General features: G+C 61.3%; 23 protein-coding genes. 18 read left to right on the top strand and 5 right to left on the bottom strand.

Annotated features, from left to right (window positions below):
• The 5 genes from H7225_RS04440 to H7225_RS04420 form a co-directional block, all read right to left on the bottom strand.
• A partial coding sequence (locus tag H7225_RS04440; RefSeq protein WP_290659578.1) for a DUF3108 domain-containing protein occupies positions 1-1088 on the bottom strand: 1088 nt, incomplete at its 3' end.
• Positions 1089-1090: 2 nt separating this feature from the next.
• Positions 1091-2905 carry a peptidase M61 gene (locus H7225_RS04435; RefSeq protein ID WP_290659577.1) on the bottom strand — a complete coding sequence of 605 codons (1815 nt, stop codon included), beginning with the start codon at positions 2903-2905 and terminating at the stop codon, positions 1091-1093.
• 7 nt (positions 2906-2912) lie between these two features.
• Positions 2913-3419, bottom strand: coding sequence for a DUF3429 domain-containing protein (locus H7225_RS04430; protein WP_290659576.1), 507 nt, complete (start codon positions 3417-3419; stop codon positions 2913-2915).
• Positions 3420-3474: 55 nt separating this feature from the next.
• Positions 3475-4332, bottom strand: a complete 858-nt coding sequence (locus H7225_RS04425; protein ID WP_290659575.1) for an SAM-dependent methyltransferase — start codon at positions 4330-4332, stop codon at positions 3475-3477.
• Positions 4329-4955 carry a Maf family nucleotide pyrophosphatase gene (locus tag H7225_RS04420; protein ID WP_290659574.1) on the bottom strand — a complete coding sequence of 209 codons (627 nt, stop codon included), beginning with the start codon at positions 4953-4955 and terminating at the stop codon, positions 4329-4331. Before H7225_RS04420 ends, H7225_RS04425 begins: the two co-directional genes overlap by 4 nt.
• A 32-nt stretch (positions 4956-4987) precedes the next feature.
• On the opposite strand from H7225_RS04420, the gene H7225_RS04415 reads away from it, so the two are divergent.
• From H7225_RS04415 to H7225_RS04330, 18 genes are all read left to right on the top strand, one after another.
• Positions 4988-5581 (top strand): YceD family protein, encoded by a 594-nt coding sequence (locus H7225_RS04415; protein ID WP_290659573.1) that lies wholly within the window; start codon positions 4988-4990, stop codon positions 5579-5581.
• 195 nt (positions 5582-5776) lie between these two features.
• A complete protein-coding gene (rpmF, locus tag H7225_RS04410) occupies positions 5777-5959 on the top strand; it encodes a 50S ribosomal protein L32 (RefSeq protein ID WP_290659572.1) in 183 nt (60 codons plus the stop codon).
• A gap of 141 nt (positions 5960-6100) precedes the next feature.
• On the top strand, positions 6101-7270 hold the full coding sequence (plsX, locus tag H7225_RS04405) for a phosphate acyltransferase PlsX (protein ID WP_290659571.1): 1170 nt from the start codon (positions 6101-6103) through the stop codon (positions 7268-7270).
• 63 nt (positions 7271-7333) lie between these two features.
• Positions 7334-8314 carry a beta-ketoacyl-ACP synthase III gene (locus H7225_RS04400; protein ID WP_290659570.1) on the top strand — a complete coding sequence of 327 codons (981 nt, stop codon included), beginning with the start codon at positions 7334-7336 and terminating at the stop codon, positions 8312-8314.
• Between the two features lie 27 nt (positions 8315-8341).
• On the top strand, positions 8342-9280 hold the full coding sequence (gene fabD, locus H7225_RS04395; protein ID WP_290659569.1) for an ACP S-malonyltransferase: 939 nt from the start codon (positions 8342-8344) through the stop codon (positions 9278-9280).
• Positions 9277-10026, top strand: coding sequence for a 3-oxoacyl-ACP reductase FabG (gene fabG / locus H7225_RS04390; RefSeq protein ID WP_290659568.1), 750 nt, complete (start codon positions 9277-9279; stop codon positions 10024-10026). The genes fabD and fabG overlap by 4 nt, the downstream gene beginning before the upstream one ends.
• A 99-nt stretch (positions 10027-10125) precedes the next feature.
• Positions 10126-10365 carry an acyl carrier protein gene (acpP, locus tag H7225_RS04385; protein WP_230181537.1) on the top strand — a complete coding sequence of 80 codons (240 nt, stop codon included), beginning with the start codon at positions 10126-10128 and terminating at the stop codon, positions 10363-10365.
• 81 nt (positions 10366-10446) lie between these two features.
• Positions 10447-11691, top strand: coding sequence for a beta-ketoacyl-ACP synthase II (fabF, locus tag H7225_RS04380; RefSeq protein WP_290659567.1), 1245 nt, complete (start codon positions 10447-10449; stop codon positions 11689-11691).
• Between the two features lie 329 nt (positions 11692-12020).
• Positions 12021-12521, top strand: coding sequence for a hypothetical protein (locus tag H7225_RS04375; RefSeq protein WP_290659566.1), 501 nt, complete (start codon positions 12021-12023; stop codon positions 12519-12521).
• A 32-nt stretch (positions 12522-12553) separates the two neighbouring features.
• Entirely contained in the window at positions 12554-13252 is a 699-nt protein-coding gene (gene rpoE / locus H7225_RS04370; RefSeq protein WP_290659565.1) for an RNA polymerase sigma factor RpoE, read from the top strand.
• A gap of 93 nt (positions 13253-13345) precedes the next feature.
• Positions 13346-14083 carry a sigma-E factor negative regulatory protein gene (locus tag H7225_RS04365; protein WP_290659564.1) on the top strand — a complete coding sequence of 246 codons (738 nt, stop codon included), beginning with the start codon at positions 13346-13348 and terminating at the stop codon, positions 14081-14083.
• Between the two features lie 196 nt (positions 14084-14279).
• Positions 14280-15866 (top strand): DegQ family serine endoprotease, encoded by a 1587-nt coding sequence (locus H7225_RS04360; protein WP_290659563.1) that lies wholly within the window; start codon positions 14280-14282, stop codon positions 15864-15866.
• 438 nt (positions 15867-16304) lie between these two features.
• Positions 16305-18113 carry a translation elongation factor 4 gene (gene lepA / locus H7225_RS04355; protein ID WP_290659562.1) on the top strand — a complete coding sequence of 603 codons (1809 nt, stop codon included), beginning with the start codon at positions 16305-16307 and terminating at the stop codon, positions 18111-18113.
• Positions 18113-19084: a signal peptidase I gene (gene lepB, locus H7225_RS04350; RefSeq protein ID WP_290659561.1), complete on the top strand. Its 972-nt coding sequence runs from the start codon at positions 18113-18115 to the stop codon at positions 19082-19084. Before lepA ends, lepB begins: the two co-directional genes overlap by 1 nt.
• 17 nt (positions 19085-19101) lie before the next feature.
• Positions 19102-19449, top strand: coding sequence for a DUF4845 domain-containing protein (locus tag H7225_RS04345; protein WP_290659560.1), 348 nt, complete (start codon positions 19102-19104; stop codon positions 19447-19449).
• A gap of 31 nt (positions 19450-19480) precedes the next feature.
• Complete coding sequence (rnc, locus tag H7225_RS04340) at positions 19481-20284, top strand: ribonuclease III (protein ID WP_290659559.1); 804 nt, start codon at positions 19481-19483, stop codon at positions 20282-20284.
• A 161-nt stretch (positions 20285-20445) separates the two neighbouring features.
• Entirely contained in the window at positions 20446-21405 is a 960-nt protein-coding gene (gene era / locus H7225_RS04335) for a GTPase Era (protein ID WP_290659579.1), read from the top strand.
• Positions 21406-21507: 102 nt separating this feature from the next.
• A partial coding sequence (locus tag H7225_RS04330; RefSeq protein ID WP_290659558.1) for a DNA repair protein RecO C-terminal domain-containing protein occupies positions 21508-22070 on the top strand: 563 nt, incomplete at its 3' end.

Genomic DNA, 22070 nt, shown 5'->3' with positions numbered 1-22070 from the left:
GCCCGCTCCATCTGCAGATCCATGTAGGTCTTGTCATTGGCCCGCACCAGAATGCGCACCGGGAGGTACTGCAGTCCTGGCGCGAACCAGATCTCGACGGGCAGGACTCCGCCATCGGTGGACATCTTGCGGGGCTTGACGTGGAAGGTGGAGATCGCGCCAATTGGCGTGTCCAGCATTTGCTCACCGATCACGTCGTAGGCAATGGTCTCAAGGCGCTTGGGCAAGGCCAGCGTGATGTAAATGGTGTTGCCTGGTCGCAGCAAGTCGGGCTGCATGATGAATTGGTAGGCCAGCTGGATGAACTGGCTGGCCGCGTCCTGCATGCCGGGGGTGCGCGGCACACTCTCGCCTGAATCCAACACCACGTTTTGCTCATTGAAGACCACAGTGCGCGGCGGAGAGGTTCTGATCAGCAGTCGGTTGACCTGTTCGAAGCGCTTGGGAGACAGGCCCTCTGGGGTGATGGTGCCGGCGCTGATCAGGTGCCATGAGCCAATGGGCGCAAAGCTGGGGCCGATCGTGGTGTCCACGCGAACCTGGTAGTCCATGTCTTGCCGAACCCACTCCACCTTGGCATTGCCATGCACGTCGCCACGGAAATAGCCGCGAACCTTGTAGCTGACCCGGGTGGCCAAGGGCCAGACAAATGGCGGGCCCTTGGCCGTGCTCGGCGCACTGGCCGATGACACCACGGGTGCAGGGTCGGACGCCGTTGGCTCGGGTGCGCTGCTGGCTTCGGCCACGGTCACCGCCGCCTCGGGGAGTGGGGGGGCACTGGCGCTTTCATCCGGCGGTGGCGGTGCGGGCTCCGGTGCCGAAGCTGTCGGGATGGGGGGCGCGGGTCGGCGCTTGCTGGCGGCTTTGCGGGCGCCTCGTGGCTTGGCGGGCAAGGGCGCGGCCACGGGCGGATCGCTGAGCTTGAGCTCGCTCATCTGTGTGGCTTCCATCCGCTTGATGCCGGACGTGTCGCTGGGCTGCATGGCGTTCAACAGCGTGGCCATCGACCATGTCAGCCAGGCGTGCAAGCCCACCACCCCGAGGATGACGAGCAAGAACCACCAGCGACGAGACACCGACTGCAACATGCTCAGCCTTTAAGCCATTGCTGCCGTCGTTGTGCGGTGCTGGCGTCCAGGTTCTCGGTCAGCGCCAGGGCGATGATCTCGCCGCTGGCGCCCTTGGGGCCCATGGCAGGATTGGCAGGCACCAGCGCGGGCACCGTGAGCGTTAACAGGGCCTGGTCCCGGCAGATCAGCAGTGCTTGCGCCCGTTGCTCGTTGTGCCACAAAGCCAGATCATCATTTTTGCGCAGGCGCCACCCGTCCAGGGCGATCAGTTCATCTGCGGCGCTCAAGCCCGCGCTTTCGGCCACGCTGTGACGCATCACGGCCTGCACCTTGAGGTTGCCCCCCGCATCGCTGAGACGCACCCCCAGCCGCTGTGCCAGGGCGGCGGGCTTGCTGACCCAGGTCACCCCGGCAGCGCTCAACAAGGACTTCAAGGGCAGCTCGTCGGTGCCATGCACCCAGGTCTTGAGCAGGTCGGCCCACGAGTGGGCGGCGGTCCAGGCGGGCGGGCCTCCAGGCGCTTCGTCTTGCAGTGCCTGGACGATGTCGACCTCTTGAATGGGCCGCTGCAGCTGCCACAAACGCTGCATCACGCCGTCCAGCGAGGGCACTTGCTTTCCATCAGTCGGGCATTGGCGCAGGGTCAGGTCCAGGCACAAGCCCACCAGCGATCCCTTGGTGTAGTAGCTCACCGTGGCATTGGCGGTGTTCTCGTCGGGGCGGTAGTAGCGCGTCCATGCGTCGAAACTGGCCTGGGCCACGCTGTAGCTGTGGCGGCCCGGTGTGGCCTGCACCTGGTTGATGGTCTTGGCCAGCAACCTGACGTAGGTCTTGGCGTCGATCAGGCCCGTGCGCAGCAGGAACTGGTCATCGTAGTAAGACGTGAAGCCTTCGAAGAACCACAGCAGTTGCGTGTAGTTCTCTTGCGTGTAGTTGTAGGGGGCGAACTCGGCGGGCTTGAGTCGTTTGACGTTCCAGGTGTGGAAGTACTCGTGGCTGATCAGGCCCAGCAAAGTCTGGTAGGCGTCGGTGTTGACGGGCCTGCCGGTGCGCGGCAGGTCGCGGCGCGCGCAGATCAGTGCCGTGCTGTTGCGGTGCTCCAGGCCACCATAGCCGTCATCCACGGCGTTGAGCAAGAACACATAGCGCTCAAAGGCTGGCTTGCGGCGGCCGTGCCAGAAGGCGATCTGGGCCTCGCAAATGCGTTGCGTGTCGGCCAGCAGCCTTGGGCCGTCCAGGTCTGCACTGGCCCCCGAGACCACGAACTCGTGCACCACACTCTTGGCCGTGAAAGCGCCGCGCCAGAAGTTGCCCAGCTCGACGGGGTGATCCACCAGGCTGTCGTAGTCTGGCGCTTCATAGTCACCCAAGCCCAACGCATTGACCTTCACGGAAGTCAAACCAGTTGCCACGCTCCAACCCTTGGGCAGTCCGGTGATCTTCAGGCTGTGCGGCTGGCCTTCAAATCCCTCGGCCTGCAGGAACACGCTGGTGCCGTTGAAAAAACCCCGGCGCGAATCCAGAAATGCAGCCCGTACCGAGGTGTCAAAAGCATAGACCTCGTAGGTGACGGTCAAGGCGCCTTTGCCGGTGCAATCGACCACCCAGCTGGATTTGTCCAACTGCTGAACTTCAAGCGTTCGTTGGCCTTGCTGGGCTGACAGCGGCGACAAGTGCTTCGCGAACTCGCGCACCAAGTAGCTGCCGGGTATCCACACTGGCAGACTCAAGCGCTGCCTGGTCTGCGGCTGCGCAACGCGCAAGGTGACCAAAAAGCGATGGGCGTGGGCGCTGCCCACCTCAATGCGGTAGTCGATCATGGGTGCGGTTTTCAAAGTTTGCTCAAAGTTGGGCGGCGGCCAGGAAGCAGCTCAGGCTGGCCACCAAGGTGAGCCGAAAACGCAGCTTGAGCCAGCCAGCCGCGCCCAGTTCCGGGTAGCACTTGCGGTCCACCAGGTAGCAGCCAATCAGCAAGCCGCCCAATGCAGCCAGGCCGGCATGAGGCGGCATCATCAGGGCCACCCAGGCCGCCAGTGAATACACCACGCCCCAGATCAAGCCCAGCTTCTGCGCGGGCGAGGCGGGCTGGTCATAACTTTGCCGCAGCATGCTCAGGCCCCAGGGCAGGCCGCCCAGAAATGACACGACCAAGGCCGCGTAGCTGGTCAAGGCGCTCACCACGAAAGCAAAAGGCTGCGGGTCAATGCGGCCCACCAGCAGCCACACGAACAAGGCCCCGCCCACGAAGGGGATCAGCCCGGCGTGCCCCAGCTTGCGGGCCAACTCGTTGGGTTCGGCCAGGCCGGGGGGGGGCGATGAAATCGCGGGTGATGAGGGTGGCGTATTCATGGATGACAGCAAGTACTCGGCATTGTGGCAAGAAGCAAGGAGCCCGGCAGGTGGTTCAAGCCGACAGCCAGGCAAACACCGTCGGGATGTCGTCCGGCAACGTCAGTGCATGTTTTTGCCAATGGCTGACGCGCTGCGTTCGGCTCCAGCCTTTTTCCAGGGTCAGTCCACAGCTCACGCTCAACCAGGTGTCGGGTTGGAGGTGCGTGGTCAGGGCGGACCACAGCGCGGTGTTTCGGTAAGGCGTTTCGATCACCAACTGCGTCTGGCGTGCCCGGCGGGACAACTGATCCAGTTCGCGGATGCGGTCGCCACGTTGAATCGCATCCACTGGCAAGTAGCCCACGAAGGCGAAGCTTTGGCCATTCAGCCCACTGGCGGCCAGGGCCAGCACCAAAGAGCTGGGGCCCGCAATTGGCACCACCGTCACGCCCAGGCGGTGCGCTGCCAGCACCAAGGCCGCACCCGGATCGGCCACGCCTGGCAGGCCGGCCTCTGACATCAGGCCGATGTCGTGCCCTGCCAAGGCAGGCGCCAGCAAGGCATCGATCTCTGCATCTGGATTGGGGGCCGGCTTGTCGCTGGGCTTCATGTGGGTTTTCTTGGCGCTTTTTTCGCCACCCTTGTTGGGGCGGGGCAAAGCCTGGATGTCCAGGGCTTGCAAAGGCGCGGCCAAGGGCAAGATGGCATCCACGCGTTTCAAAAAAGCGCGGGTGGTCTTGGCGTTTTCGCACACCCAATGCTGCAAACGCGACGCTGCGGTCAGGGCACCCATGGGCAGCACGTCGCGCAGGTCGGGCAGGACCGCGTCGGGCCCCTCCGCCAGACAGCCAAAGTCCAGGGTGTTGGGGATCAGCAGCAGGCGGCCCTTGGGGGGCGTGGCGGGGGCGGGTTTTTTCGGTTTTGAGGTCATGGTTGTGGGTGATGCATGGCGCGCCAGGCCAGGGGATCCAGCCCCGCTTGTCGAATCATTTGGGTGGTGGGGATCAGCGGCAGGCCAATCAGGGCAGTGGGGTCGTCCGATTCGATGCGGTCCAGCAGCACGATGCCCAGTCCCTCGGACTTGGCGCTGCCGGCGCAGTCATAAGGCTTTTCGCACCGCAGGTAGGTTTCGATGTCGTTGTCGCTGTAGTGCCCCATCTGCACACGGGTGGCGCTCATCAGCGTTTGCGAAAAACCGGTGCGGGGCCGAACAACGGCCACCGCCGTGTGAAAGATCACCGCTTGGCCACGCATGGCCGTCAATTGCGCCACGGCGCGTTCGTGGGTGCCGGGCTTGCCCAAGGGCTGTCCTGCCAGGTCGGCCACCTGGTCCGATCCAATCACCACCACGTCGTCGGTGTTCAGTGCCGCGACCGCCTGGGCTTTGGCCAGGGCCAGGCGCATGGCCAGGTCGTTCGGGGCTTCGCCAGGCAGGGGGCTTTCGTCTACATCGGGCGCCTGCACATCGAAAGGCAGGCCCAGCCTATGCAGCAGTTCTTGCCGGTAGCGCGAGGTGGAGCCCAGGATCAGGCGAGGGAAAGCAGTTGAGGTCATCCCTCTATTGTCCAGCCTCTACACTACCCGCCATGAATGCACGCACGTTTTTGCCCCACAAGCTCGACTTGGGGGCTTTCATCAATGAAGAGTCGCGCCTGGAAGGGCAGTTGCCCGTGGTCGCTTTGAGCCGCCTGGCCTCCGGTCTGGCCCAAGACCTGGATTTGACACCCCTTGAGCCCTTGACCTGGTGGGCCGAAGGCCGGCTGGAGCCACAGCGCGCGGGCGGTCCCCACTTGTGGCTGGATTTGCATGCCGAGGGCAATCTGCCTTGGGAATGCCAGCGTTGCCTGCAACCGGTGTTCATTCCGGTCACGGTGGACCACACGGTTCGCTTCGTGGCGGACGAGGCCACGGCTGCCGAGTTGGACGCCGACTCCGAGGACGACGTGCTGGCGCTCAGTCGTCAATTCGATCTGTTGGCCTTGATCGAGGATGAGTTGATCATGGCCCAGCCCATCGTTCCTCGGCACGACGAATGTCCCACGGACGTGCAATCCTTGATGCAATCGGGGCTGGTGGCACCAGATGGCACGTCCGTGGTCGAAACCTCGGACGAAGAATCAGCGTCAGACAAGCCCAACCCTTTCGCGGTATTGGCTTCCCTGAAAAAGGGCAGTTCCTGATTTGAATTGTTGGGCACTCTCGTGCTAGAATCTATGGTTTTCCGGGAAAGGCCCCGGGATTTATACAATTTGTCAACACTTCGCAGGCTACAAAACGACTGGCGCGACAGGTATCAATTCATTGGTATCCGCGCTGTAAAAGTTGGTGAGAGCTTGCATCCAACGGGCCGTGAGGCTCGGTTTCTGGAGTCATCCATGGCCGTTCAGCAAAACAAAAAGTCCCCCTCCAAGCGCGGCATGCACCGTTCGCACAACGCGCTGAACACCCCGGGCACCGCCGTCGAAAGCACCACCGGCGAAATCCACCTGCGTCACCACATCAGCCCCACCGGCTTCTATCGTGGCCGCAAGGTGATCAAGACCAAGGCTGACGCTTAATTCTTGATTGAGCCTGGCCCTGTGCTGGGCTCCGTCAAAATTCGTCAAGAAGCAAAGGGCTGGATAGGCTGACACTGGTCAGTCCTCCGGCCCATTGTTGTTTTGGGCTCGCTGAGCAATACCCCACCCAAGACCCACCCGATGACTGTTTCGACCCTTCCCGCCGCGCCCTCAAGCCGTGCCGCCATCCCGGATCGCCAAGGTCGCGTCCGCATCTCGGTCGACTGCATGGGCGGTGATCATGGCCCCTCGGTCACCTTGCCGGCGTGCAAGGCCTTCCTGGCCAAGCACCCGGAAGCCGAACTGGTGTTGGTCGGGTTGCCCGAAGCCCTGGCGCCCGCCAAGGGTTGGGATCGCGTCACCCTGGTCCCTGCCAGCGAGGTCGTCTCCATGGACGACCCGGTGGAAGTGGCTCTGCGCCGCAAAAAAGATTCATCCTTGCGTGTGGCCGTCACTCAGGTCAAGGCCACTGCCGGTGTGCCCGCCAATGCGCACGCCTGCGTGTCTGCCGGCAACACAGGCGCCTTGATGGCCGTGGCGCGCTATGTGCTCAAAACAGTCGAGGGCATCGACCGTCCGGCCATTGCCTTTGGCTTGCCCAACCAGTTGGATGGCTCGACCACGGTGCTTGATCTGGGGGCCAACGTGGACTGCACCGCCGAACATTTGCTGCAATTCGCGGTCATGGGCAGCGCGCTCGTGTCGGCGGTGGATGGCAAAGAATCACCCACCGTTGGCTTGCTCAACATCGGCGAAGAAGTCATCAAGGGCAGTGAAGTCATCAAGCGCGCAGGCGAATTGCTGCGCAATGCCGGCGACAAGGGCCTGATCAATTTTCAGGGCAACGTTGAAGGCAACGACATATTCAAGGGCACGACTGACATCATCGTGTGCGATGGTTTCGTGGGCAATGTGGCCCTCAAGTCTGCGGAGGGCCTGGCCTCCATGCTGGCCAATTTCATCAAGCAAGAATTCTCGCGCAACCTGCTGACCAAGCTGGCGGCCTTGGTCGCCATGCCGGTGCTCAACCAGTTCAAAAAACGGGCCGATCACCGCCGCTACAACGGTGCGGCTTTGCTGGGTTTGCGGGGCTTGGTGTTCAAAAGCCACGGCTCTGCCGATGCTTTTGCATTCGAGCTGGCCATCAACAGGGCCTATGATGCGGCTCGTCACAGCCTTTTGGAGCGTGTACATGACCGCATCGCGGCATCGCTCGATGGTTTGCCGGTTGCCGATGCAGCAGGCCCAGCCAATCCAGAAGGCACGTCGGCGGCTGTTGGATCTGAGGGTGCGGTTGACCGCGCTGCCTGATTTATCGGGCCGTGCTCAAAGGGCAACCGGGTGTTTTAACCAGAACGGTGTTGTCCCCCTGAAATGCCCATCAAGCACTCACGCATAGCCGGTACTGGCGCCTACCTGCCGCCACGACGACTCACCAACCAGGATTTGGCCAATCAGCTGGCCAGTCAGGGCATCGAAACCTCCGACGAATGGATCGTGTCCCGCACGGGCATCCGAGCGCGCCACTTTGCCGAGCCGCATGTCGGCTCCAGCGACCTGGGCGTGCTGGCGGCGCAAAAAGCGTTGCAAGCCGCAGGCATCGAGGCCGCAGACATCGACCTGATCATCTGCGCCACATCCACACCCGACATGGTGTTTCCGTCCACCGCCTGCCTGATCCAGCAAAAACTGGGCATCCGGGGCTGCGCAGCGTTTGACGTGCAGGCTGTGTGCTCAGGCTTCATTTACGCCTTGACTGTGGCCGACGCCTTGATCCGCACCGGTTCTGCGCGCTGTGCGCTCGTCATCGGTGCTGAAGTGTTCTCCCGCCTGCTTGATTTCAGCGACCGCACCACCTGCGTGCTGTTCGGCGATGGGGCGGGTGCCGTGGTGCTGGAGGCGTCCGAACAGGCCGGCATCGTGGCCTCGCGACTGCACGCCGATGGGCACCAGGCTGGCATGCTTTGCGCACCCGGTGCCGTGTCCGGTGGTGCAATCCTTGGCGATCCCACTGTCAAAATGGATGGCCCCGGAGTCTTCAAGCTCGCCGTGACTGCGCTGGAGCAGGTGGCCCATGAAGTGCTGCAAGCGGCCGGTCGCGATGCCTCCTGCATCGACTGGCTGGTTCCGCACCAGGCCAATTTGCGCATCATGCAGAGCACGGCACGCAAGCTGCAGGTTTCAGAAGATAGGATGATCGTCACGCTCGATGAGCACGGCAACACCTCGGCGGCGTCCGTCCCGCTGGCTTTGGATCAAGCAGTGCGCGATGGCCGCATTCAGCGAGGCCAGACCCTGCTGCTTGAAGGCGTGGGGGGTGGCTTCACCTGGGGCGCCGTGTTGGTGGATTACTGATTGATGGGTACTGAGGACACAAACAAGATGACCGCATTTGCATTCGTGTTTCCTGGGCAGGGCTCGCAGTCTGTGGGCATGCTCAATGGCTGGGCAGACCATGTCGCCGTGCGCGACACGCTGGCCGAAGCCTCCGAGGCCCTGGGCGAAGACGTGGGCCGGCTGATTGCCGAAGGCCCGAAAGAAGCATTGGACCTGACCACCAACACCCAGCCCGTGATGCTGGTCGCTGGCGTGGCCTGCTGGCGCGCCTGGCTGGCCGAGACTGGTTTAAAGCCCGCCGCCGTGGCTGGGCACTCCCTGGGCGAGTACACGGCCCTGGTGGCCGCAGGCGCCTTGACCCTGGCCGATGCCCTTCCCCTGGTGCGTTTTCGCGCCCAGGCCATGCAAGAAGCCGTGCCCGTGGGTGTGGGCAGCATGGCCGCCATCCTTGGCCTGGACGCTGAAGCGGTCAGGGCAGGGTGCCTGGAGGCCGCCAAAGCCAGCGGCGAAGCGGTCGAAGCCGTGAATTTCAACGACCCCAAGCAGACCGTGATCGCCGGCACCAAAGCCGCGGTGGACCAGGCTTGCGTGGTGCTCAAGGCCGCAGGCGCCAAACGTGCGTTGCTCTTGTCCGTGTCGGCCCCGTTTCACTCCAGTTTGATGAAGCCCGCCGCTGAGCGCCTCAAGGCTAAGCTGGCGGACACGAGCTTTTCGGTGCCAACCATCCCCGTCATCAACAACATCGACGTGGCCTCGGTCGCGCAGGCCGATGAGTTGCGCGATGCCCTCTATCGCCAAGCCTTCGGTCCTGTCCGCTGGGTAGAAACCATCCAGGCGCTCAAGGCTCGCGGTTTGACCCACGTGATCGAATGTGGGCCTGGCAAGGTCCTGTCCGGCATGGTCAAGCGCATTGATGGCGATCTGCTCAGCTCGACCATTTTTGACCCGGCATCCTTGCTGGAAGCGAAAGGCTTGTTGGCATGAGCGGCGAATCGACAACACCCCAAGTGGCCCTGGTCACCGGCGCCAGTCGTGGCATCGGGCGCGCGATCGCCGTGACGCTTGCTCAACGCGGCTACAAGGTCATGGGCACGGCCACGACCGAATCCGGCGCGCTGTCCATCAGCGAGGCGCTGAGCGCTTTTCCAGGCAGCAAAGGCCTCGTCCTGGATGTGACCGATCCCGCTGCGGTGGGCGCCACCATTGACGCCATCCTGAAAGAGCACGGCGCGCTGCACGTGCTGGTCAACAACGCCGGCATCACGCGCGACACTCTGGCCATGCGCATGAAGGATGACGACTGGGACGCGGTGCTGGACACCAACCTGAAAGCCGTCTTCCGCATGAGCCGTGCCGTGATGCGGCCCATGATGAAGCAACGCCATGGCCGCATCATCAACATCACTTCGGTGGTGGGCGCCATGGGCAACGCGGGCCAATCCAACTATGCTGCGGCCAAAGCGGGTGTGGCGGGCATGACACGCGCCTTGGCGCGAGAGTTGGGCAGCCGCAACATCACGGTCAACTGCGTGGCCCCTGGTTTCATCGACACCGACATGACCCGAGCCCTGACCGACGAACAGCAAGCTACATTGAAGGCCCAGATCCCATTAGGGCGCCTGGGCCAACCTGAAGACATTGCCGAGGCGGTGGCTTTTCTGGCCTCGCCTCAAGCTGCTTACATCACCGGAACGGAACTACACGTCAACGGTGGCATGTTGATGAATTGAGTTTTTACGGGGTTCTCAAATTCGTTTTTCGGATTTGGCGGTTTGCGCCGCTAACCCGGTAAAATCCCCGATTTATTTGCACCCACTCCTGGAGGAGTCATGAGCGATATCGAAGCCCGCGTCAAGAAAATCATTGCCGAACAACTCGGTGTAGCCGAATCCGAAGTCACCCCTGAAAAAGCCTTCGTGGCCGATCTGGGCGCTGATTCGCTGGACACCGTTGAATTGGTGATGGCGCTCGAAGACGAGTTCGGCATCGAAATTCCCGATGAAGAAGCTGAAAAGATCACCACTGTTCAGCTGGCCATCGACTATGCCAAGGGCCACGCCAAGGCCTAAAATAACAACTTATTGATCACTGAGGCCCTTCGGGGCCTTGGTTGTCTCTAACCCTCAATATTATTGATAGCCACACCCAGCATGACCCGTCGTCGCGTCGTTGTCACCGGCTTAGGCCTCGTCACCCCCGTTGGAAACACGGTCGATGAGTCCTGGTCGAATCTGATCGCTGGCAAGTCCGGCATTGACACCATCACCAAGTTCGACGCATCGGCCTTCTCTTGCCGATTTGCCGGTGAGGTCAAAGGCTTCAACATCGAGGATTACATCCCCGCCAAAGAAGCACGGCACATGGACACCTTCATCCACTATGGGCTGGCCGCCAGCATCCAGGCGGTCAAGGATTCCGGCCTGCCCATGGGCGATGCGCTGGCGCCTGAAGTGGCCGAGCGCATTGGCTGCATCGTGGGCTCGGGCATTGGTGGCTTGCCTTTGATCGAGGCCACGCACCAAGAATACTCAGACCGCGGCCCCCGCCGCATCTCGCCCTTTTTCGTCCCGGCCTCGATCATCAACATGATCTCCGGGCATGTGTCCATTCATTGCGGCTTCAAGGGTCCCAATCTGGCCATCGTCACGGCCTGCACCACCGGTCTGCACAGCATCGGGCAGGCCGCCCGCATGATTGAATACGGCGATGCGGATGTGATGGTTGCTGGCGGCTCTGAAGCCACGGTTTCGCCATTGGGCATTGGTGGCTTTGCCGCCGCCCGCGCCTTGTCAACGCGCAACGATGACCCGCAAACGGCATCACGCCCCTGGGACAAGGACCGCGACGGTTTCGTCCTCGGTGAAGGCGCCGGCGTGATGGTGGTTGAAGAATACGAACACGCCAAAGCCCGTGGTGCCAAGATATACGCCGAGATCAGCGGTTTTGGCATGAGCGCCGACGCCTACCACATGACCGCGCCCGATGTGGACGGCCCCACGCGCTCCATGATGGCCGCGCTGCGCAACGCTGGCCTGAATCCGGACCAGGTGCAATACCTCAACGCCCATGGCACCTCGACCCCGCTGGGCGATGCCAACGAAACCAACGCCATCAAGCGCGCGTTTGGCGAGCACGCCAAGAACCTGGTGGTCAACTCGACCAAGTCCATGACCGGCCACTTGCTGGGCGGCGCGGGCGGCATCGAATCGGTGTTCACCGTGTTGGCCATTCACCATCAGATCTCCCCGCCCACCATAAACATCTTCAACCAAGACCCTGAGTGCGACCTGGATTACTGCGCCAACACCGCGCGCGCGATGAAGATCGACGCGGCCTTGAAGAACAACTTCGGGTTTGGTGGCACCAACGGCTCGCTGGTGTTCAAGCGCATCTGACATTCGACCTTTGAGCGCCCCCTTTCATGCTTTTAGCCGATGACAACATCGTTGGGGCAGGGGACGGGCGCTTTTTGTATCAGGGCCTGCTGGGTTCTTGTGCGCAATGGCGCATGCCGCTTGGCGTGACGCAAGCGCCTCCCGTGCGTTGGGCCGCCCGTACTTTGCTCCTGTTCGCCACGGCCTTGTTGATGGCGTGGATGTGGGCACTCTGGTCGCAAGCCCGATCTGGTCAAGGGGCCTGGCTTCCTGTGGTGATCGCATTCGCGGTGGGTTTGCCCTGGCTGACAATGACCTGGCGTTCATGGCAAAGCCTGAGCATCAACCGGGTGGTGACCTTGCAGTGGGGCGGGTTGCCGCCTTTCCGCTCCGCCAGTTCTCCTGCTGAGATCCCGCCCGGCTGGTCGGTGAAAGAGGCCCAGGCCGCGGGCCGACAAACCGTCACGGTGCATGTGGTTTTTGACCTGGGCGTTTGGGTCTTGGTCAAAATGGTTCCCGCGGGCCATGAAAGCCATGCGACGTCCTGGTCATGGCTGGATGCCAGGATTTTTTTCAAAGGCAGTGCGGGGCACCACTTGCGGGCATTGCTGTTCAACGCGCGTGCCAATCAGGTCGGCTTAGAACAAGTGGTGGCATCATCTGGAAATCATCAACGCCAGTGGTCCAACTTGCTTTCATCATTCAAAACCAACGACCAGCTTGTCGGCAAAAAGGGCGCGATCCGACGGGAGGCGGGCGCCCAAGGCATGGCCGTGGCCGACAGTGACTTTGCCGAAACAGTGATGCTGCTTGAATCCGAGCCGGCCGTTCAACCGGGGATCCGTTCATGACGCCGCCGCGCATGCCTTCAGGACCGCCCGTGATGCCAGATCAGCCAGTGTCAGCGCAGGCCTTCGATCCATCGATCAGCGTGGGCGTTGAAGGCCAGGAAACCGGCCCGGCGGTCACGCCCATTGTTGATGTCGACGCCTTGTTGGTCGAGCGCGTGCAACGCGGTGATCAACGCGCCTTCGAAATGCTGGTGGTCAAATACCAGCGCCGCATCCAGCGCCTGATTGCTCGCATGGTGCGAGACGTTGACCTGGTGGAAGACATCGCCCAGGAAACGTTCATCCGCGCGTACCGGGCCTTGCCCAATTTCCGTGGCGAAAGCGCCTTCTATACGTGGCTCTACCGCATCGCCGTCAACACCGCCAAAAAGGCGCTGATCGGTTTGCGCCGCGACCCATTGGTCACCGAATCATCGCGCGCCGGCGCTGGTGATGATGATGACTCTGACACCTCCCGCGTCGAGAACGAGCTCACCACGGGGGAAACCCCGGAATCTTTGATGGCCAGCCGCCAGATCGCCAACACGGTCAACGCCGCGATCGAGGCTTTGTCCGAAGACCTGCGCCAGGCGATCACCCTTCGTGAAATAGAAGGCCTCAGCTACGAAGAAATTGCCCAGGTCATGGGTTGTCCGATTGGCACGGTTCGATCGCGCATTTTTCGGGCCCGGGATGCCATCGCGCAACGCCTGCGCCCGCTGCTGGACACCAAGGACGGCGATCGTTGGTGAAGTTGAGTGAACTTTTTGTGAATTGGCACCTCTGAATTGCCAGAAGGGCCAAAATTTCTTGGCCTGAGTTCAATGTCGACACGGAGCCCGCCTATGTCTGACCGCCGCATGGATGATGACTTGCCCTTGGAAACGCTTTCGGCCTTGGCCGATGGCGAAGCCCACGTGGCCGAAGTCGCACGCGCTTGTGCCTCGTGGCGTGATGATGCCAAGGTCCGCGCTCGCTGGAGCGACTACCACCTCATTGGCGACGTCATGCGTTCCGATGAGCTGGCCGATGCCTCTGGCAGTTCACGCTTCATCAAATCATTCCGTGAGCGGCTCGTTCAAGAGCCAGTGGTGCTGGCGCCAGCGGGCCTGGTGGCGCGCCACCAGCCTTCCGTGGTCGACATCGGCGTGTTGGCCGTGCCGCCCGCCGAGCCTTTGCGCCGACGCGTGTGGGCCGGCCCCATGGCCGTGGCGGCCTGTTTCGTGATGGTGGTGGGCGCTTTGGTGACCAACCAGGGCGGTTTGCCGCCCGGCTCTTCCTTGCCTGCCAACAGCCTGGCTCAAGGTGCATTCCCGGTGCTTGATCGGGTGCAGGCCTTTGCTCCATCCACCACCGCGACCACTGCGGCATGGTCGGGCAATGGCGTGACCGCCGCTTCTTTGGCCGGGGGGGCTGCCTTCCCCTCCGCGATGGGCAATGATCCTGCGACGGCGGGTGCATCGGTCTGGCGTGATCCGCAGCTTGAGCAAGCACTCTCAGCTCGTCGTGTTCAAGGCCATGGCGAGCCATCATTTGCATCGCACAGTGGCTTTTCTCGCAATGTGCTCTATGAGATGCCCTGATCACCGCATTCTTTGAAATCCACCATCCTGTGATGTGACGCCGCTGTGGTTTGCCCGGGCGGCGTTGCCGTTTGTGGTGATCACTCTGGTGGTGTGGCTTTACCAACAGAAACCATCCAATGGTGAACTGTCATCCGGTTGAGCGGCTCAAACGTTGACTAACCGTTCCTTGTTTGTATTTTTGAGGTTTTCAGCAATGACATCTTCTTTCCAGTCAGGGCCTTCCACCAGCTCGGTCGTGCGTCGCACCTTGGTCGTGGGCGGCGTCGTGATGGCGGTGGGCCTGTTATTGAGCTCCAGCTTGTTGCCCCATGCCTCTCAGGCGCAGCAGCCGGTCGCCGTGTTGGCGGCCGCCACACCCGCCGTCCCCACGCCTACCGCACCCCAGGCGCCCTTGTTGGTCCAGGGGCTCCCTGACTTCACCCAGTTGGTGGAGCGGGTGGGGCCGTCCGTGGCCAGTGTTCGCACTACCCAACGAGTCACCACCGATGCAGGTGAAGACGGCGGCGACGATGCCGACGCGCAGATGCGCGAGTTCTTCCGCCGCTTTTTTGGCACGCCCATGCCGGGGCAAGGCCAACGAAAAGCCACCCCCAAGGCCACGCCAAAAGGCGATGCTCAGGCCGAGGAGCGTCCCCGTGGCTTAGGCTCCGGCTTTATCCTGAGTGCCGACGGTCTGGTCATGACCAATGCCCACGTCATCGATGGCGCAGACGATGTCTACGTCACCTTGACCGACAAGCGCGAGTTCAAAGCCAAGGTGGTGGGCGTCGACAAGCGCACCGACGTGGCCGTGCTCAAGATCGAAGCCAAGAATCTGCCTGCGGTGCGAATTGGTGATGTGAGCCGCCTCAAGGTGGGCGAGTGGGTCATGGCCATCGGCACGCCGTTTGGCCTGGAGAACACGGTCACTGCGGGCATCGTCAGCGCCAAAGCGCGTGACACCGGCGAAGAGGTCCGCTTCATCCAGACCGACGTGGCGGTCAACCCCGGCAACTCCGGTGGCCCGCTGATCAACATGCGCGGCGAGGTGGTGGGCATCAACTCGCAGATCCTGAGCCGCTCTGGTGGCTTCATGGGCATCTCCTTGTCGATCCCCATTGACGATGCAGTGAAGGTCGCTGACCAGTTGCGCGCGGGTGGCAAGGTGGTGCGAGGCCGCATTGGTGTTCAGATCGAGCCGGTCACCAAAGAGGTGGCCGAATCCTTGGGCTTGAGCCAGGCGCAAGGCGCGGTGGTTCGCATGGTGGAGTCCGGTGGACCTGCCGCCAAGGCCGGGCTTGAGGCGGGCGACATCATCACCAAGTTCAACGGTGTTGCGGTAGAGACCGCCGGTGACCTGCCACGTTTGGTGGGGGCAACGAAGCCTGGCACCAAGTCGGTCCTGCAAGTGTTCCGCCGCGGCGTCTACAAAGACCTGGGCATCACGGTGGTCGAGCTTGACCTGGAGAAGGCTGCCAAAGCCAGTGCTGGTGACAATGCGCCGGCCGAGTCCAAAGCCACTGCCGTGGCATCGCTTGGTCTGGGGCTGACTGATCTGACGGCAGCTCAAAAAGCTGAGCTCAAGGTCAACGGCGGCGTGTTGGTCGAAGAGGTGAGTGGGCCAGCTGCACGCGCAGGCCTGCGCCCTGGTGACGTCATCTTGAGCGTGGGCAACACCCAAGTTGCCAACGTGCGGCAGTTCGAGACGGCCATGGCTAAATCGGAAAAGTCCCGACCCGTGAATGTGCTGGTACGCCGTGGCGATGGCGCTCAGTACGTGCTGATTCGCCCCAGCAAGTGATAAGTCCTGGCTGATTGGCAAAAAACCGCTTGAACCTGTCCCGCAGGCGCCAAAAGGGCTTGCGGGATTTCTTATTGCAAAAAATACACCGACTTGTGGCACATCTTGCAAGTCTTTTTCTTGCGCAATTGCTGTTGATAACTCGGGTTGATCGCGTTGGAATCTGGCTACAATCCAGGGGTTGAGCGCGCCATTGCTGATCGGGATATGAGAGGTCATCTCTGAATGACCGAAGGGGTCCCCGAATCGCCGAACTTGTCAACAAGAGTCTGTGGATAACCTGTTGACAATGTATTTGTTGGCGGCCTGCAACGACCCTTTGCCCGGCCGGGATGCGGCTCTGGATGGGGTCGTTTTGGCTACAATGAAGTCCCAACAAGCAGTTGCCATACGTTTTTGTTGGAAGGCGCGTCATCCATTTCGACGTGCCTTTTTTTTATGAATCACATCCGTAATTTCTCCATCATTGCCCACATCGACCACGGCAAATCCACCCTGGCCGATCGCATCATTCAGCTTTGTGGAGGCCTGAGCGACCGAGAGATGGGAGCCCAGGTGCTCGACTCGATGGACATCGAGAAAGAGCGTGGCATCACCATCAAGGCGCAGACCGCCGCCTTGTCGTACAAGGCCCGAGATGGTCAGGTTTACAACCTCAACCTGATCGACACCCCGGGGCACGTTGACTTTTCTTATGAAGTCAGCCGCTCGTTGTCGGCCTGTGAAGGTGCGCTGTTGGTGGTCGATGCCAGCCAAGGCGTTGAGGCGCAAACGGTGGCCAACTGCTACACCGCGCTTGACCTGGGTGTCATGGTCATCCCCGTCTTGAACAAGATGGACTTGCCGCAGTCCGACCCCGAGCGTGCCAAGGAAGAGATCGAAGACGTCATCGGCATCGATGCCACCGACTCGATCCCCTGTTCGGCCAAGACCGGCATGGGCGTCGAAGACATCCTCGAAGCAGTCGTGGCCCGCATGCCGCCACCGCAAGGCAATCCCGATGGCCCCTTGCGCGCCATGATCGTTGATGCGTGGTTCGACAACTACGTGGGCGTGGTCATGCTGGTGCGCGTGATCGATGGCGAGTTGCGCAAGGGTGAGCGCATTCGCCTGATGGCCGCCAATGCCGTGTACCCCGCTGAACACCTGGGGGTGTTCACGCCCAAGTCGGTCGACCGCCTTGCGCTGCGCGCGGGTGAGGTGGGCTTCGTGATCTGCGGCATCAAGGAGCTGCAGAACGCCAAGGTCGGCGATACCATCACGGTCGAAAAAAAGCAGCCCAACAACGCGGGCCCGGCCCTTGAGGCCTTGCCCGGCTTCAAGGAAATCCAGCCGCAGGTGTTTGCCGGCTTGTACCCGACCGAGGCCAGCGAATACGACCAATTGCGTGATGCGCTTGAAAAGCTCAAGCTCAACGACTCGTCGTTGCGTTATGAGCCTGAAGTTTCGCAAGCACTGGGCTTCGGTTTCCGCTGCGGCTTCCTGGGCCTGCTGCACATGGAGATCGTGCAAGAGCGCCTGGAGCGCGAGTTCGACCAAGACCTGATCACGACCGCGCCCAGCGTGGTCTACGAGGTTGAGTTGAACGACGGTACGATTGTCTCGGTCGAGAACCCCTCCAAGATGCCCGAGTTGGGCCGCATCAAGGAGATTCGCGAGCCCATCGTCACCATGCACCTGTACATGCCGCAAGACCATGTCGGCGTGGTGATGACGCTGGCCAACCAGAAGCGCGGCATGCAGCTCAACATGGCCTACCACGGTCGGCAGGTCATGCTGACCTACGAGATGCCACTGGCCGAGATCGTGCTCGATTTCTTCGACAAGCTCAAGAGCGTGTCGCGCGGCTATGCCTCGATGGACTACGACTTCAAGGAGTACCGCGCCTCCGACGTCGTCAAGGTCGACATCCTGATCAACGGCGACCGGGTCGATGCCCTGTCGATCATCGTTCACCGCGTGCAAAGCCAGTTCCGTGGGCGTGGCGTTGCCGCCAAAATGCGCGAACACATTCCGCGGCAGATGTACGACGTGGTCATTCAGGCGGCCATTGGCTCCAACATCATTGCGCGGGAGAGCATCAAGGCGCTGCGCAAGAACGTGCTGGCAAAATGCTATGGCGGCGACATCAGCCGCAAACGCAAATTGCTCGAAAAACAAAAGGCCGGGAAGAAGCGGATGAAGCAGATTGGGTCGGTTGAAGTGCCCCAAGAAGCGTTCCTGGCCATCCTTCAAGTGGAAGATTGATGAGTTTTCTCACCGGTATTTTTTATGGCGTCCTGGCGCTCTACCTGGGCGGTTGGTACGTGGGGCAATGGCAAGGCAACTTCTCGTTCCTGCTGTTCATCATGTCCGTCGTGACTCTGCTGTACTGGCTGGCCGAGCGCTTCAAGTTTCAGCCTGAGCGCGAAGCGGCCGCCGCCAACCTCGTCGCGCAAGACGAAACCCGCCGCGCGGCACTGAAGCGCCAAGGCATCGCCCAGGTTGACGGCAATGTGACCGAGGCCAAAGAGCGCTTGTTGATGCAGCCCTGGTGGCTGGATTGGACGGCCGGTTTGTTCCCCGTCATCTTGGTGGTGTTCCTGATGCGCTCGTTCCTGTTCGAGCCCTTCAAGATCCCGTCCGGCTCCATGGTGCCGACCTTGCTGATCGGCGACCTCATCCTGGTTAATAAATTCCACTATGGCATCCGCTTGCCGGTGATCAACAAGAAGATCATCCCCAACCATGATCCCAAGCGTGGCGATGTGATGGTGTTCCGTTACCCCGTCAACCCCCGCCTTGACTACATCAAGCGCGTGGTGGGTTTGCCAGGTGACACGGTCGCCTACATCAACAAGCGCCTGACCATCAACGGCACGCCCATCGAGCAAACGCCCCTGGCCGAGTTTTACGACGAGGACAGCCTGCGGTATTCATTGCAATTTTCTGAAAACCTGAGCGGCGCTAATCATCGGATTTTGGTGGACAAAGACCGTCCCCCGTACATTCCCCCTCAGGGCATTGAAGACTATCCCTTCAAGGAAAACTGCAGCTACAGTGGAGAAGGCGTGGTCTGCAAGGTGCCGCCGGGTCATTACTTCATGATGGGTGACAACCGCGACAATTCACAGGATTCGCGCTTCTGGGGCTTTGTGCCCGACGAGTACATCGTCGGCAAGGCTTTCGTGGTGTGGATGAATTTCAGCAGTCTGAAGCGCATTGGCTTTTTCCAATGATTCGTGTGGGGGACAACATGAAACGTTCGCAGTCGGGCATCACACTGATCGGCTTGATGTTTTGGGCGGTGATTCTTTGCAGCTTCGCCTTGGTCATCATGAAGGTGGTGCCTGCCGTCATGGAGTTCCAGACCATTCAAAAAATGGTGACCAGCGCAGCGGGTGCAGGCAGTACCGTGCCAGAAATTCGGGCCGCCTTTGACCGCGACAAATCGGTGCAGTACAACGTCGAGGCCATCAGCTCGCGTGACCTGGAGGTCACCAAGGAAAACGACAAGGTCGTGGTCAAGTTTGCCTACGACAAAGAAATCGAATTGATTGAGCCGGTCTACCTTTTGATCAAATTCCACGGTCGATCCAAGTGATGGCGCTTGGTTTCGATCAAGTGGGATTTTGATGCGACGATCCACGGCGGTGACCACAGCGGCTGCTTCGCCGGTGAAGGCCCTGCAGCAGCGGCTGGGCCATGAATTCAAGGATCCTGCCCTGTTGGTGCGGGCGCTGACGCACAAAAGCTTTGGGCCGGATCACTACGAACGCCTGGAGTATCTGGGCGATGCCGTCCTGAACCTGGCGGTCTCCAGCATGCTGTACGCGCGGTTTGACCGCAGCGACGAAGGTGACCTGACCCGTGTGCGTGCTCACCTGGTGCGCCAGGACATGCTGCACAAACTGGCCTTGAACCTGGATTTGCCGGCGGTCATGAAAATGAGCGAGGGCGAGTCCCGTGGCGGTGGTGGTCAACGGCCCTCCATCCTGGCGGATGCCCTGGAAGCCGTCATCGGTGCTGTGTATCTGGACGCCGGTTTTGAAGCTGCCTGCGCCTGGGTGTTGCGCCTGTTCGAACCCGTGATGGCCGAAACCACCCTGGAAGTCTGGAGCAAGGACGCCAAAACGGCCTTGCAGGAATGGCTTCAAGGCCGCAAGATGGCCGTGCCTGTGTACCGCGTTGATGCCACACGGGGCAAGGCTCATGAGCAGGTTTTCGTGGTGGCTTGCGATTTGCCAGATTTTGGGATTTCCGTGTTGGGCGAGGGGCTGTCCAAGCGCGCTGCCGAACAGGTGGCGGCACAACTTGCCTTGCTCCAGGTACAACAACTGCCTTCGCCCTTGTCCAATGTTTCCGGTCAGCCCAGCGTTGGTGTCACTGTTTTCCAAGCGCCATCTAAGAAGCGCACGGTGGGCGCCAAACGTTCTTGATTTTTTGATTTCCTTCCTTGCGATCTTTGAGCCATACCATGCCAGATACCCCTTCGTCACCAGATGACACTTCGCCCGAGGCTCCGGCCCAGGCACCCACCGCACAACCCGTGGTTGATGCGTTGAACCCGTCACTGGACGACATGCTGGCTGGGTTGGCCATGGCCAAAACGGGCGGCGCCAAGGATGGCGTGGATGTCGCTAACCAACGCTGCGGCCTCATCGCCATCGTTGGTCGTCCCAATGTTGGCAAATCGACCTTGCTCAACGCGCTGGTCGGTCAGAAAGTGTCGATCACCTCGCGCAAGGCTCAAACTACCCGCCACCGCATCACTGGCATCCACACCGATGACACGACCCAGTTCGTGTTCGTTGACACACCAGGTTTTCAAACCCGGCACACGGTCAAGGGCACGGCCGCGCTCAACCGCAACCTGAACAAAACGGTGCAATCCACCTTGGCCGACGTGGACGTGGTGCTGTTCCTGGTCGAAGCCGGGCGTTTTGGGCTGGACGATGCCAAGGTGCTGGCCTTGTGTCCCAAGGACAAGCCGGTATTTCTGGTGGCCAACAAGCTGGACCTGGTGCACCGCCGCGCTGATGTGCTGCCCTGGTTGCAGACCATGCAGGAGCGCCATCCCTTCTCGGAGTTCGTGCCCTTGTCGGCTCAAAACGCGGACGACGTTCGCCGCTTGCTTGACATCGTGCGGCCCTACCTGCCACAGCAAGGCTGGTGGTATGACCAAGACGCCCTGACCGACCGCAGCGACCGTTTCTTGGCCAGCGAGATCGTGCGTGAAAAACTCTTCCGCCTGACCGGCGACGAATTGCCATACACCTCGACCGTGGTGATCGATACCTACTCGGACGAGCCACCCCTGGCCAACCACCCGCGCGCGACCGGGATCATCAAGATCGCTGCCACCATCGTGGTAGAGCGGGAAACCCACAAGGGCATCGTCATTGGCGACAAGGGCGAACGCCTCAAGCGCATCGGCATGGAGGCGCGCACCGAGCTGGAACATCTTTGGGGCCGCAAGGTCTTTCTGGAGATCTGGGTCAAGGTGCGCTCCGGCTGGGCCGATGACGATGCCCGCCTGCGCACCTACGGTTACGAGTAACAGCGCATCCTCAAAGGCGTTTGAGTGGCCCGTGCGGCGTCCCGCCCTTCCAGTGCAGCCTTTGTGCTGCACAGCCATGACTGGAGCGAGTCCAGTCTGATATTGGACCTGTTTACGCGCGACCAAGGGCGCGTCGTGGCCGTGGCCAAAGGCGCCAAGCGTCCTTATTCGCAGTTGCGCCCGGTATTGATGCCTTTTCAGCGTCTGCAAGTGGGGTTTGGCGTGAAGCGCTCGGACGAGGCGGAAGTCTGGTTGTTGCGCCAGGCCGAATGGGCTGGCGGGCCGGCCTGGCCAGGTGGTGCGGCCTTGCTGCCAGGCTTCTACCTGAACGAATTGCTGATGCGCCTGCTGGCCCGTCACGACCCGCATCCAGGCCTGTTTGACGCTTACGCCCAAACCTTGCCAGCCTTGGCTGATCCCAGCCTGCTGCAAGCGGCTTTGCGGGGCTTCGAGATGGTGTTGCTGCGCCAGTTGGGCCACCTTCCAGACTTGTCGCAAGTGACCATTGATGGTCAATCGGTGGCGCCGGGTCAACGCTATGAATTGCACCCGGAGTTGGGCGTCTCGCGAGCTCGCCAGCATGATGATGTGGCGGCCTTGGATGGTGCGGTTTTGCGCCAACTGGAAGCCGCCTTGTCGACCGAAGGCGAGGGCGGGCGTACGAT

The organism is Aquabacterium sp., from assembly GCF_014378415.1.
Lineage (GTDB): Bacteria > Pseudomonadota > Gammaproteobacteria > Burkholderiales > Burkholderiaceae_C > Aquabacterium.
The sequence above is the reverse complement of the archived record's forward strand: the minus strand, read 5'-3'. Positions and strand labels throughout refer to the sequence as shown.